This window comes from Paenibacillus agri, assembly GCF_013359945.1.
Classification (GTDB): Bacteria; Bacillota; Bacilli; order Paenibacillales; family Paenibacillaceae; genus Paenibacillus_AQ; species Paenibacillus_AQ agri.
On sequence record NZ_JABWCS010000205.1, the window covers coordinates 38,661 to 51,982 of the forward strand.

The 13,322-nt window shown below is 44.5% G+C and carries 16 protein-coding genes; all 16 read left to right on the forward strand.

What is annotated here, in order from left to right; genetic code table 11:
• The first annotated feature begins 161 nt into the window (after positions 1–161).
• The 16 genes from HPT30_RS11190 to HPT30_RS11265 all read left to right on the forward strand — a co-directional run bounded on the left by HPT30_RS11190 (position 162) and on the right by HPT30_RS11265 (position 13,317).
• A complete protein-coding gene (locus HPT30_RS11190; RefSeq protein ID WP_175371472.1) occupies positions 162–605 on the forward strand; it encodes a glycosyltransferase family A protein in 444 nt (147 codons plus the stop codon).
• 346 nt (positions 606–951) lie between these two features.
• Positions 952–3,255: an ATP-dependent helicase ComFA gene (locus HPT30_RS11195; protein WP_175371473.1), complete on the forward strand. Its 2,304-nt coding sequence runs from the start codon at positions 952–954 to the stop codon at positions 3,253–3,255.
• Positions 3,252–4,106: a ComFC family protein gene (locus HPT30_RS11200; protein WP_175371474.1), complete on the forward strand. Its 855-nt coding sequence runs from the start codon at positions 3,252–3,254 to the stop codon at positions 4,104–4,106. Before HPT30_RS11195 ends, HPT30_RS11200 begins: the two co-directional genes overlap by 4 nt.
• A 118-nt stretch (positions 4,107–4,224) precedes the next feature.
• The gene (locus HPT30_RS11205) at positions 4,225–4,635 is read left to right on the forward strand and encodes a TIGR03826 family flagellar region protein (protein WP_175371560.1); all 411 of its coding nucleotides are present in this window, start codon (positions 4,225–4,227) and stop codon (positions 4,633–4,635) included.
• Positions 4,636–4,737: 102 nt separating this feature from the next.
• The gene (gene flgM / locus HPT30_RS11210) at positions 4,738–5,025 is read left to right on the forward strand and encodes a flagellar biosynthesis anti-sigma factor FlgM (RefSeq protein WP_175371475.1); all 288 of its coding nucleotides are present in this window, start codon (positions 4,738–4,740) and stop codon (positions 5,023–5,025) included.
• 12 nt (positions 5,026–5,037) lie between these two features.
• A complete protein-coding gene (locus HPT30_RS11215; protein ID WP_175371476.1) occupies positions 5,038–5,538 on the forward strand; it encodes a flagellar protein FlgN in 501 nt (166 codons plus the stop codon).
• Between the two features lie 17 nt (positions 5,539–5,555).
• A complete protein-coding gene (gene flgK, locus HPT30_RS11220; protein WP_175371477.1) occupies positions 5,556–7,112 on the forward strand; it encodes a flagellar hook-associated protein FlgK in 1,557 nt (518 codons plus the stop codon).
• 23 nt (positions 7,113–7,135) lie between these two features.
• On the forward strand, positions 7,136–8,044 hold the full coding sequence (flgL, locus tag HPT30_RS11225; protein ID WP_175371478.1) for a flagellar hook-associated protein FlgL: 909 nt from the start codon (positions 7,136–7,138) through the stop codon (positions 8,042–8,044).
• An 88-nt stretch (positions 8,045–8,132) separates the two neighbouring features.
• Positions 8,133–8,582 (forward strand): flagellar assembly protein FliW, encoded by a 450-nt coding sequence (locus HPT30_RS11230; protein WP_175371479.1) that lies wholly within the window; start codon positions 8,133–8,135, stop codon positions 8,580–8,582.
• Positions 8,582–8,806: a carbon storage regulator CsrA gene (csrA, locus tag HPT30_RS11235; RefSeq protein WP_175371480.1), complete on the forward strand. Its 225-nt coding sequence runs from the start codon at positions 8,582–8,584 to the stop codon at positions 8,804–8,806. Before HPT30_RS11230 ends, csrA begins: the two co-directional genes overlap by 1 nt.
• A 39-nt stretch (positions 8,807–8,845) precedes the next feature.
• Complete coding sequence (locus tag HPT30_RS11240) at positions 8,846–9,589, forward strand: glycosyltransferase family 2 protein (RefSeq protein ID WP_175371481.1); 744 nt, start codon at positions 8,846–8,848, stop codon at positions 9,587–9,589.
• Between the two features lie 161 nt (positions 9,590–9,750).
• Entirely contained in the window at positions 9,751–10,521 is a 771-nt protein-coding gene (locus HPT30_RS11245) for a flagellin N-terminal helical domain-containing protein (RefSeq protein WP_175371482.1), read from the forward strand.
• A gap of 158 nt (positions 10,522–10,679) precedes the next feature.
• Positions 10,680–11,036, forward strand: a complete 357-nt coding sequence (locus HPT30_RS11250; protein ID WP_246317035.1) for a flagellar protein FlaG — start codon at positions 10,680–10,682, stop codon at positions 11,034–11,036.
• Between the two features lie 14 nt (positions 11,037–11,050).
• On the forward strand, positions 11,051–12,571 hold the full coding sequence (gene fliD / locus HPT30_RS11255; protein ID WP_175371484.1) for a flagellar filament capping protein FliD: 1,521 nt from the start codon (positions 11,051–11,053) through the stop codon (positions 12,569–12,571).
• A gap of 18 nt (positions 12,572–12,589) precedes the next feature.
• Positions 12,590–12,979: a flagellar export chaperone FliS gene (gene fliS / locus HPT30_RS11260; protein ID WP_175371485.1), complete on the forward strand. Its 390-nt coding sequence runs from the start codon at positions 12,590–12,592 to the stop codon at positions 12,977–12,979.
• On the forward strand, positions 12,976–13,317 hold the full coding sequence (locus tag HPT30_RS11265; protein ID WP_175371486.1) for a hypothetical protein: 342 nt from the start codon (positions 12,976–12,978) through the stop codon (positions 13,315–13,317). Before fliS ends, HPT30_RS11265 begins: the two co-directional genes overlap by 4 nt.
• Positions 13,318–13,322: the final 5 nt, after the last annotated feature.

Genomic DNA, 13,322 nt, shown 5'->3' on the forward strand with positions numbered 1-13,322 from the left:
GCCTGTCTTTGCCCCCTGGTTGTTGTCTGCAAAGATGAGGGTATGATGAACCAGGGGGCAGCAGCGTCCGGGAAGCAGGCTTGTAACATGAAAAGATGTGGGCTGTCACCGACCCCTACGTACCGGCATATATTGTCGGTATACAGAGGAGGTGCATCTCCATGGTAGCCCAATTAATATGGATTGCGGCGGTTTATTCATCCGCTGTAGCCCTTGTTCACGTGCTGCATAACCGGGAGAAGTCCCGTCAGGCACGGGAATCCGGAAAGTGGATTCAATATATTCTTATCACCCGAAATCACGAATCTGTGGTGGAATGGTATATTCGATCATTGACGTTTCATGCTTTTCTTACAGGAAAGCCCTTACGAGTACTTGTGATGGACGATAACTCCAGTGATACAACAATGGGGATCGTATCCAGGATGGCCAGGGGCGGCTGCTCCCTAGAATTGGCAACCGCTGTGCCTGCTCTCGGCCAGGAAGAAATGTCGAAATCGCGGGGAATTATTCTGGATTTGCGGTTGTCCGGGCAAACTGTCCGATGGCCTATGATGCAGCTGGATGGAAGTAGGGGATCAAAATCAAAGCATGGCGATATTTAAATAACTATGTAAGCAATGGGTGAAGCACACTCTCCGGTAAATAGGGGAGTGTGCTTTTTTGTATGTCTTGAGAGGTCCAAGGAGAGAGAATGAAGTGGAACGAAGGGGACTTGGGATTGAAAGAGACGAGAGCGTTCGGCTAAAAGATTCCGGAAGAAAGCTCCCGTTGTAGCATAAGCTAGCCGGACTTCAACTGCTAGAGCAACTAACAAGAAGAAATATGGAGACAACAGCGACTGTCAGCCCAACTATTCGACTGAAGTGATGACCAAACCTTATGTTCGAATTTAAGGTTTGTTTTATTTATAGAAGACTACTTCTGAGCTTTAATGAAGGAGGAATTGTGATGAAAGCTGCAACTTATGCTGTGGAGTGTAATGGTACATGGAGGGTGTGGATTTCTCTGGCACCAATTGTGGATTTCTGTTGGTGGGAAGGTCGGGAGGAGAAATTCGGAGGTTGGAGCCATAACCAAGGGATGGAGCGTTTGGTTCTACTTACGCTCGAAATGCCATTGGGTTGGGCCGTGCTCTTTCGTGACCGATTCCGGTCTGATAAACATATGCATACTTGGAGCGCTAGGGAGTGGAGTACATACATAGAGGATATTCTTCAGGCTGAACTAAAGGCAGAGGGTGACGGTAATGGTAATGGTAATGGTAATGGTTATGGTTATGGTAATGGTGATGTCATAAGGTATTCGGGGCGGCTGTTAACCGGAATTTCGATGTGGGAATGTGAGGGTAATAGGTGGAGATTGACGGGCCGTGGTTGTAACATGGGAGTTAGTGATGATAACAGAACGGATGAAGGCCAGGCTTTCTTGAGAAGTGAGCAGCGGAAAGCTACCAATGTAACTTCATTCGGAGATGAGCGGACGGAAGTTCTTAAATGGAACAGCAATTTTAGGGATCGGAGTGATAGAGAAGAGGAGATTTTCCTTGGAGAAAGGATTGAGAATCTGGCTCTGTTGGCAAGACAAGCAGAACAATTGGTACATGGGGTGTCCGGGCGATCCCTGCTTGAAGCGGAGCTGGAAGCGTTGCTGCTGGATCAAAGCCCGGAATTATGCGCTCCTTGGCGCCGCGCTGCCCAGCTGGCGCATTTGCAAGGGCGGCTGAGTATTGAAGCCGCCGTCGGCGAGGACGCGCGTGGCGGAGCCGCGCGTCAAGGGCTGCGCCAGCTCCCGTTGGTCGCTGGCGCTCTGCGTGCGGCTGCCGCCTGGCCGCCGCATCTGGGCTTCCGGCGCGGCTTCGCCCCGCGCCGCGCCCTCCCGCGCTGCCGTCGCTGCGGCAGCGCTGCCACTGCCCGCACGCCCTGTGCTGCGTGCGGGCTCTCGGGCTGCGCCTACTGCGAGGCCTGCCTCGCACTTGGGCGCAGCCGGGCTTGTACGCTGCTGCTGCGCAGCGCAGCGACCCCGGCCGTGCAATGCACGGCCAGCTCTGACCCCACCGTGGCGGCACGCCGGTGGGGGCTTAGCGCGGCCCAGGCGGGAGCCGCCGGGGCTGCGCTGGCTTTTTTGGCGGAGCGGCGGCAGCGCTCCGCGGTCCCGAGCCCAGAGCACTCTACAGTCCCGGGCTCCAAGCGCTCCGCCGTCCTGGGCTCCAAGCACTCTACAGTCCCGAACTCCAAGCGTTCCTCTGTCCCGGGCCCAGAGCGCTTCCTGCTCTGGGCAGTGACAGGAGCGGGAAAAACCGAAATGATTTTCCCGCTCTTGGAGGCCGTACTCGGCGCCGGAGGCCGGGCGCTCGTAGCAACACCGCGGCGCGATGTTGTGCTGGAGCTGGCGCCGCGGCTAGGACGGGCTTTCCCCGCGGAGAGCCTCGCCGTGTTATACGGCGGCAGCACAGAGCGCTGGGTGGGTGCCCGGATGACGTTGGCGACCACCCATCAGCTGCTGCGATTCTATCACAGCTTCGATCTCGTTATTATAGATGAGCTGGATGCTTATCCCTATCATAACGATCCGATGCTGGCCTATGCGGCAAGGCAGGCATGTAAGCCGGACGGATGCTTCATCTACCTGTCTGCCACGCCGCCAACGGACATGCAGCGTCAAGTCAAATCAGGGAAGCTGGCCCATGCCAGGGTTCCGGTTCGTTTTCACGGGCATCCTTTACCTTTACCACGGCATTTGGCTGCGGACCCGGTGAGAATCTGCCTGAAACGGGGCGCTTTGCCGAAGAAGCTGATTCAAGAGCTGCAAATATCGCTGAATCGCAACGCACAGATTTTTCTATTTGTATCCCGAATTGCCCACATCGAAGGTTTGCTGGTGCTTCTGCGCCGGCGTTTCCCGAGTGTAGTTATAGAAGGGACTTCCTCTCAGGACGCAGCAAGAGGGGAGAAAGTGATGGCGTTTCGTGACCGTAGTATCTCGCTGCTCGTCACCACAACGATTCTTGAGCGCGGGGTAACCGTGCCTCAGAGCGATGTGTTTATCTTAGATGCTGACAGTTCTCTTTTTGATGAGGCTTCACTTGTTCAAATGGCTGGCCGTGCCGGGCGCTCCAAGGATGATCCAGCGGGGAGAGTCTTCTTCATCTCTCCGCAGTGGAGCCGTTCGCAGCGCGGGGCCATCGCCCAGATCCGCACCATGAACCGAATTGCCCGTCAAAAAGGTTACATTCGTAAGGAGAGTCTCCAATGAGTATGCTGTCACAATGGTTGAGAAAAGCAGAATTACTGCTGGCGCCTCCCTTAACCAGGTGTCTGATCTGCGGGAAGAACAGTAAGGGATCATCGCCTTTGCCCGAAGTCTGTTCAAACTGTGCTGTCACGATACCGTGGATACAGGTTCCCCGCTGTACCACATGCGGCAGGCATGTAGGCTGCCCGGATTGTACGCGATCTAATGAACCGACTCCACTGATCTGCAACCGTAGTGCCGTGGCTTATAACGAGGTGATGCGTGAATTGATAGGACAATATAAATACAGGGGAAATGAGAGATACACTCTTCTCCTCGGCTTAATGTTAGACAGAGCCTATGGTTTGCTGAAGGCGGAGCAGGAAAGAGAAAGACAGGTCCAGTTAAAAGGACAGAAAAGGAACACTCTCTTTTCCTATCTTGGCTATAAAGGAGAAGACACGTGGCGAGCAGATCTCCTGGTTCCCGTTCCGGTCAGCGGGGCCAGATTAGTTGAGCGGGGTTTTAATCAGGCAGAACGTTTAGGCCATGTGTTGTCCTCGTGTAGGGGCATTCCGCAACTTGCCTTGCTGCTTCGCACTCATCATACGGGAAAGCAAAGCTTTAAGAGCCGGGCCGAGAGGCTATCAGACATGAAGCATGCCTTTGCCATTGACCCCGGGATGAAGGATAGATTCGCTGGCTGGCTACAGACAAGACTTAACCCGAATGCTCCTCTGCGCATTATTATAGTAGATGATATTTACACTACAGGAAGTACAATACGCGCCTGTGCTGAGCCCCTGCAGCGTCTTGCAGACGAATGTGGCGTAGCTGTGGAAATTCGTAGTTTGACTCTGGCCCGCTCCTAAGGAACTAATTCATCGTATTCCTTTGCAAGAGATAGACGAATGCTCTTCAATCATGTAATCTAGGAGCATAAGAATTGTAATGTTTGCACAAAATGTATGGGAGGAGCGGCTGCTTGTTATGAATCTAGACAATTGTCCAAGGTGCGGCCGGTTATACGTCAAGAATCTCATGGAGTTATGCCAGCCCTGTATCAAAGAACTGGAGCATGAATATGAGATCTGCGTAAATTACTTGCGAGAGAATAGAGGAACTAACATTCAGGAATTGTCGGATGCTACGGAAATCTCCATCAAAGAGATCACCCGTTTTATTCGAGAAGGACGAATATCCATAGCAAATGCCCCAAATATGACGTATCCTTGCGAAGTATGCGGAACCCTGATTCGAGAAGGGCATATGTGTGACAGCTGCCGAAATCGTCTGCGGAAGGATCTCTCTAATGCTGCCAAGGAGAGCGCCGCTGCGGATGCCTCCAGACACACGCACGAGGGCGCATACCGCGCTATAGATAAACTTCGCAACCCTTAAATCTGCAAAAAAACGTTTGCAGCTATAAAGAATGTTTCAACACACGCCGATAAACTTAGTAAAGATTATCGGCTTTTTTATTTTAGAAAGAAGGTGGCAGTTATGAAAATTAACGAGACCGGACGAATTAACGCGATTAACCCCTATCAACGGAGTGCCGAATCGCAAAGGCAGGAACAAATGAAGAAAAATTCGCGCAAGGATGAGGCTACCTTTTCCGATGAAGCCTTGAAGCTCTTGCAAGCTCAGAACAGCAGCAAGGTAGATGCTGACCGCGCCGTTAAGATTGAAAGCTTGAAGCAGCAGGTCTCCGCTGGAACTTATCAAGTAGACGCAGCCAAACTCGCAGATAAACTCGCCCCTTATTTTAAGCAATCCTCCGAGAATTAGGTGAATTCATCCATGGCATTGACAACATTGATCGAACTGCTGGAGCGGCTGGACGAGGTGCATATCCAGATGCTGGATTTGGCCGCTACCAAGAAGCAGGCAATTATGGAGAACAAGATTGAAATGCTGATTCAAATTATTAATAAGGAATCCAAGCAGATGAAAACAATTGAGCAGTTAGAAGAAGAACGTGCGCAAGCGATTCATGCATTTTTGCAGGGTGCAGGCATTCGTTCGAATCTTAAACTCAATCTGTCCGAACTGTCGCGACTTGTGTTCGATCTAGATGACAAGCAAAGGCTGTTACATATTCAGAAGAAACTTGCTGGAACACTTCAGCAGTTGAAAGAAGCCAATGCGCTTAATCAACAATTGATCCAACAATCGCTCTCTTATATTGATTTTTCAATTGAAAGCATGTCCTATTATTCAGAGACCGAAGCAACTTATCATCATCCGGCAGAAAAATCAGGTGGAGTACAGCGCTCCGGACTGTTTGATACCCGTGCCTAATTATGGAGGAATAAAAGATGACCTCGACATTTCATAGTATAGAAACCGCTAAGCGAAGCCTGAACACCCATACAGCTGCACTAAATACAACTGGGCATAACATCTCTAATGCTAACACAGAGGGATATTCCAGACAAATTGTAAAAATGAATGCTTCTCTCCCTATGGAAGCTTATGGTTTTTTACGCACAACTGCAGCCGGACAAATGGGTACAGGTGTTGAATTCAACTCCATTGAGCGTGTAAGACAAAGTTTTTTGGATGATCAGTACCGCAATGAAAACTCTAACCTTGGTAATTGGAACATTCGTCACGATTCTTTACAGAAACTTGAATCTATAATGAATGAGCCTTCGGATACTGGCCTCCGCAAAGTTCTAGATAACTTTTGGAATGCTTGGTCTGACTTGAGTAAGGATCCTGAGAATATTACCAATCGTAAAATTGTAAAAGAGACTACTCAGGCGCTTACAGACGCTATGAACCAGGTTAATACACAATTGGATGCTTTAACTTCAGACCTTACTAGTAACATTACTTTAAAAGTTTCTGAAACCAATTCATTATTGCAGACGGTAGCTGATCTTAATTCTAACATCATCAAGTTGGAAGGATTAGGTCAAAACCCGAATGATTTGCGTGATCAGCGTGATCTAGCCATTGATAAGCTCTCGAAAATCGCCAATGTTCAGGTTAATCAGCTCAGCGATGGGTATCAAGTGACACTGGGTGGCCAGTTAGTCGTCACAGGTAATGAGGTAACTCCTGTGACAGCTGACGGACTGAAAGCAGCCTATGATAGCGGGACGCTATCAGGCGGTGAAGTAGCTGGAATGTTCATGTCTAGAGATAAATATGTTACAGACTATAAGAATCAAATGAACCAGCTGGCTGATTCAATCGCGAACGGGGATGTAGAAGTAGTACTTCCTGCCGGGTCAGTTCTCCCAGAAGGTACGGTTTTGAACGGAGTTACCTATTCTGGCGCCGGCAGAACGCTGGCAAGTGATACTAAGGTGACTGTTAAAGGTATTAACGGACTCCTTCAATTAGGATATACGGTTAGTGGTGCTACCCCTCAGAAGGGATTGCCTCTCTTCACATCTAAGGATGGCGGCCCAATTACTGCAGGGAACATTACATTAAATCCAGATATTCAGAAGGATCCTAATAAAATTTCCACTTCGATGCGAGTTGAGAACCCTGGTGCGCCTAATGAGAAGGTGATCATCGGTAACAACGACATGGCATTAATTATGAGTGGGTTAAAGACGGCCAAGTTTGATTTTGGGACTGCATTGTCTGCACCAGGTACTGTGGATGACTACTTCAGATCGATTGTAGGACAGTTGGGTGTTCAGACCCAGGAAGCGGAGCGTCAAAGCAAAAATGCACAGGAACTAACCGAACAGGTTGAACTGAGCAGACAGTCCGTTAGTGGCGTATCGCTTGATGAAGAAATGTCCGACCTTATAAAGTTTCAACATGCCTATAGTGCAGCATCTCGGTTCATGACTGCCTTTGATGAAATGCTTAATAAGCTAATCAATGGAACTGGTCGGGTAGGTCTCTAATCTAAGTAAAGGAGGTCAATGATATGTCTATACGGGTTACCCAAGGTATGATGAGTATGCAGACACTCAACAATCTAAACAAGAATTATAGTAACATGAGCAATATAGAAAATCAGGTCTCCACTGGTCGCAAAATCAATAAGCCTTCTGATGATCCAGTTGGGGTTACGTATGCTCTTCGCTACAGAGCTGAATTAGCATCTAATGATCAGTTTAAAACTAATACAGATGCAGCTGTCAGCTGGCTGGATTTTACAGATACAACGATGCAGCAAGCTTCTGAAGTGATGAAACGGTTGAAGGAACTGACCGTACAGGCATCAAGTGAAACGGTGCCTCAGTCCGGGCTGGATGCGATCAAGCTGGAAGTTGAACAATTGAAAGAACAAATGGGTAATATCGGAAATAGTCAAATTCGTGGTAAATATATTTTTAATGGTCAAAATTATGACCAAGCTCCGTATCAGCTGTCCAGCACTGTAACTAACTTTGCGCAGATTGATACAGACCAAGGAGCAGTGAAATATTCTATTGGCGATCAGTCTACTTTTCAGGTGAATACATCCGGATATGATTTTTTTGGAAGCTCAACGGACAGTGATAATACCTTCAAATTGATGGATGATTTGATTACAGCGCTTGGAAATGGAGATTATGCAGGTATAGGTGCCCAATCCAGTAAAATCGAATCTAGAACTGTTAAAATGCAGGCTAGCCTATCAGAAGTAGGTGCGCGAACAAACCGTGTGGAACTAGTTCAAGAGCGTCTAAAGGATCAGGAGCTTAATCTGACCACGATGCAATCAAAGACTGAGGATGCGGATATTGCGAGCCTTATGATCAGGGCAACGACTGCACAAACTATATATGAGGCGGCTTTGAAATCATCCGCACAAATTTTACAACCATCATTGATGGATTTTATGAGATAGGCTTGATTCTTTGAAACTATAATGAGAAGCTATGGACAAGTTAGCGGTCCATAGCTTCTTTTGTTAGTATGCCTAGGAGGATGAGATAATGACTCAAGGACATGTGATTCAACATAATTCTAATGATACAAACGAACCTATTTATTTTTTTTCAAAAGGCCTGCCAGGATTTGAACAATTAAAAGAATTCTCACTTAAAGAACACAACGATACATTTAGCTTACTGAGTGCAGTAGATCAACCGGAAGTAACTTTCATTACGGTTAATCCCTTTGAGTTTTATCCAGATTATGAATTTGTTCTTCCAGAGGACACTATTAAAGAGATTAAAGTGAATGATGAAGAACAAGTTTCTGTGCGATGTATAGTCACTTGGCATAGCGATCGATTAAAAGTGTCTGTGAATCTGCTGGCTCCACTTATTTTTAACACTGTTAATAGTAAGGGAAAACAGATAATACTTCAGAACACAGCGTACACAACAAGACACCCTTTATGGTTAGATTCTGCAGAAACTGGTAAAGGCGGTGAGTCCTGATGTTAGTGCTGACACGTAAAAAAGGTGAATCGATCGTCATCCAGAATGATATCGTTGTTACTGTATTATCTGTTGAGGGTGATATCGTGAAAATCGGCATTTCAGCTCCTAAGGAAATTGATATTTATCGTAAGGAAATCTTTGATGCCATTCAGCAGAACAACCAAAATGCGGTCATGGACCTGGAGGCTGTTCAGAAAGCTATGTTGGGCTTTAAAGATTAGATCTGATTGGAAATATTGCTTTTATGGGAGAGAATAGGTATGGGAGTATCGGCTGCTTTGATTGTGAAGGATTCTGAGCGCTGCATGGCACGGTGTTTGGACAGCATTCTTGATGCTGTAGATGAGGTAATAGTGGTGGATACGGGATCTTCAGATAGAACCATAGCTATAATAGAGTCTTATCAAAATAAACATGATCACGTCAAGTTATTTCAGTTTGATTGGATAGATGATTTTTCAGCAGCTAGAAATTACTCTTTATCTAAAGTAACTAATGATTGGGTGTTTGTAGTGGATTCTGACGATGTGTTGCCTGAACAGGATCAGCCTAAAGTTAGAGAACTTGTTAATAAAATGAGCAAGACGAATGAGCAAGCGGTTTTTGATATTGTTTATGATAACACAATTGATGGGGTTATTACTGAATCCATACCTAACGGATATGTACGGTTATTTCCAGCTGGTTTGAGATACGAAGATAAAATCCATGAACAGATTTCGTTTGGTAATTTAAAGAGGATCCAAAGCGATATTCATTTGCTTCACGATGGCTATGATTTCAACATAATAGATTTAAAAGAAAAAAAGAAGCGTAACTTAAATATGCTGATTGAAAGTCTGAAAGAAGATAATGAGAATGCCAGGTTATGGCTCCATTTAGGGAGGGAGATGAGTGTTGTGGATAAGGAGAAGGCTAGAAGATATTTAGATATTGCTGAAACCAAAGCGAAGAGTGCTGAGCTTATAAAATGGATACGGCATTCTAAAGAGGATCTGAAATAATTAAATAAAAAACGGAGAAGATTTCTGCAATTACTCTAAACAATCTTCCGTTTAAAGTCGATATATATTTTAGAGCGGTAATTCTTCAGGGCGGCCGACCTGTGAAGACGCTAATACCACATGGACGTGGGAACAATACAATTTCAGGGAGGAAATATCAAATGATTATTAACCACAATATTCCGGCTTTAAACACACACCGTAACATGGGTCTGAACACTGCAGCTACAAGCAAGAACATGGAGAAATTGGCTTCCGGTCTGCGCATCAACCGTGCAGCTGACGATGCGGCTGGCTTGTCCATCTCCGAGTCCATGCGTGGTCAAATCCGTGGTCTGGAGCAAGCACAACGTAATGCTCAAGACGGTATCTCATACGTACAAACAGCTGAAGGTGCAATGAACGAGGTTTCTTCGATGCTGACTCGTATGAAAGAACTGAATGTACAAAAGAGCAGCGGAACTTACAGTTCCAATGACAAAAACAACATCAATGAAGAGTTGTCGGAACTTGGTAAACAAATCGACAATATCATGACTAAGACTACCTTTAATGGTATCAGTATTACCAAAGGTGCTACAATTACAGTTAATGATAAAGCAACAGGTTCGATCACAATTGGAACTATTACTACTGATAGCTTCACTAGCCTGACTTCCAGTTCCGGCCTTTCTGACATTGAAGATGCAATTAACGCGGTATCGACTGAACGTGCTAAGCTGGGTGCTGTTCAAAACCGTCTGGAGTACACTTCGAACAACATCGGTACTACAGTAGAGAACTTGTCTGCTGCAGAATCCCGTATTCGTGATACTGATATGGCTAAGGAAATGGTTGCTCTGTCCAAGAACAACATCTTGTTGCAAGCTTCGCAATCGATGCTTGCTCAAGCGAACTCTGCTCCACAAGGTATCCTGTCTGTGCTTCGTTAATCTTTATCGCTTTTTGCAAAAAGGCCTTGAATTTTCAAGGTCTTTTTTGCTTTTTCTTCTGCATCTCGACTACATATTCCCTGCTCTTTATCCGATATATAGAATAACGAACTTGAATCAGCCAGATGATTGCTCAACATATTTGGGGAGGTAAAATTTTGAGCAAGATTATACCGAATAACACTTCTGCAGCAATACCGGGAAATGTCATTTCATCGAAGAGTGGCAACGAAAAAGAAAACTCATCAATGCTTAGTGAGGCGAATATTGAAACAGCGGGTTTGCCTGTTGAAAGAGAACAGCTTATTCAGCAATTAGAAAAGGCTATAAGAGCTGTACAAGGCCCCGAGAAATCATTTGAAATATCGATTCATGAGCAGACGCATGCAATCATGGTTAAGGTATTTGACAAACAATCAGGTGATTTAATAAGAGAGATTCCACCAGAAAAGTTGCTAGATGTAGCTGCAAATATGATGGAACTAAGTGGACTAATTGTAGATGAGAAGATATAAATGAGGAGGTTAATATGAGAATTAGCGGACTTGCATCAGGTATGGATATTGACTCTATGGTAAAGCAATTAATGACAGCTGCAAAAGTTCCACTGGATAAACTAAATCAGCAGAAACAACAGCTGGAATGGAAAAGAGAAGGGTACCGGACAATAAGCACAACCCTTGTTAGCTTTAATGAGAAATTATCTACTTTCAATAAATCAGATGCTATTAATTCCAAGAAAGCAACGGTAACTGGAGCGTCTAACGTAACTGCAACAGCTACAGGTGCTGCAACCAACTCAGTGTTTAACATTAGGGTAAACAGTTTAGCGAAAGCTACTTCTATAGCTTCTAATGACTACAAAGATGTAGATGGCAATCCTACTGGTACTTCTAAAAATGCGGGTATTTCTTCTTCACAGCCCATATCGGCTATATATTCAGGAAACGAAACAAGCATAACCATAGGGAGTGGAGTCAGTGGCGAAACTGCTGCCACAATTACATTCTCTCCTACAGATACGATAGATTCAGTTATTAATAAGATCAACAATAATAAAGATGCAGGTGTCACTGCAGTATATGATTCTACAACAGGTCGAATGTCAATTACCCGAAAAGAAACTGGGAATAAAGATATTGTCCTGACAGGCGCACTGTTCAATGAAGGATTTGAGTTTAATGCACCGAAAGTAACACAAGGTCAAAATGCATCAGTTGAGATTAATGGTATTACAACAACCCAGTCTTCTAATCGATTTACTATTAATGGTGTGGAGATTGCTTTAAATGGAACTACACCCACAGGGCAAACAAGTCAAATTGAGGTGTCCCAGGATGTAGATAAAATGATGTCCACGATAAAATCTTTTGTGGAATCATATAATGCAACAATAGCAACGCTAAATCAAAAAACATCAGAGGAACGTTTTAGAAAATTTTTGCCTTTAAGTACAGAACAAAGAGCAGCTATGAAAGAGGATGAGATTACTCTCTGGGAGACAAAGGCTAAAAGCGGTATGCTGAGTGGTGATTCAATAATAAATAAAGCCTTAACTGACATGAGAATGGCAATGATCGGTAATGTAACGATTAACGGCAAAGAAATGAATATAACACAAATAGGTATAACAACGAGCAATTACAGTGAAAAAGGAAAACTGATATTAGATGAAACAAAGCTGCGTAATGCCTTGGAGTCTAATCCAGAAGATGTATATGCATTATTAGGGCAATCTGATACTTCAACAAAAACGGGATTTACGGCAACCGACGGATTGTTAAGTCGTTTGAAAAAGATCGATAATATAGCTCTCACTTCTATGTATGAAAAAGCGGGGACTTCAAAGATAAGTAGTGATCTGACAACTCCGTTTATTGTTTCCAGTCAAATGGGGGACCAGCTGAGAAATTTTGAATCACGAATCACAGATTTAAATAGAAGACTTACTATGCAAGAAACTCAGTATTACAAACAGTTCACAGCTATGGAGAAAGCTATGAATAAATTCAATAGTACGTCCTCAGGCTTAAACAGTATGTTATCTTAATACAAGGGAGAGAGTTTTTTGATTACATCACCCCACCAAAAATATCAACAGACCCAATTGCATACAGCATCACCAGCCCAACTTCTGCTGATGCTTTATGATGGAGCGATTCGCTTTTCTAGAGTAGGGATATCTGCAATCGAAGAAAAGAATTATGAGAAAGCGAATGTGAATTTATGTAAGGCCCAAGCAGTAATTCATGAGTTAATTGCAGCGCTAAATTATGATTATCCAATTGCGAAGACGCTCTATCAAGTTTATGAGTATATGATTCATCAGCTTATTAATGCTAATTTGAAGAAGAATACCAAGCCGGCAGAAGAAGTAGTAAGTTATCTTTTGGACTTAAGGGAAGCCTGGGATACTGCTAACAAGTCGTTGAATGCGGCTTCTGAACAGCCCAAATGAATACTGTAATAGATACTTCGTTAAAGCAACTTGAGGATATAACAGCTATCTTACTTCAAAGAATTGATTTAGTTAGCTATGAAGAACTATCTACTTTTGCTGATGAACGGGAACTATTGGTTCAACATATTACAGACTCTCAAGAATCTATTTCGAGTGGGCATGTTACACGATTAAAGGAACTACAGAAATATGATCAAGTAATCCTTTCTAAAATGGAAGAATATAAAAATGAAGCGAGTAAATGGTTGTCTAGGCAAGGGGCAATCAGGGAACAAAAAAATGCTTATGGCGCCTCTTACAATGTTGATAGTTTTTTCGTAGATCATAAGAAATAATAAAA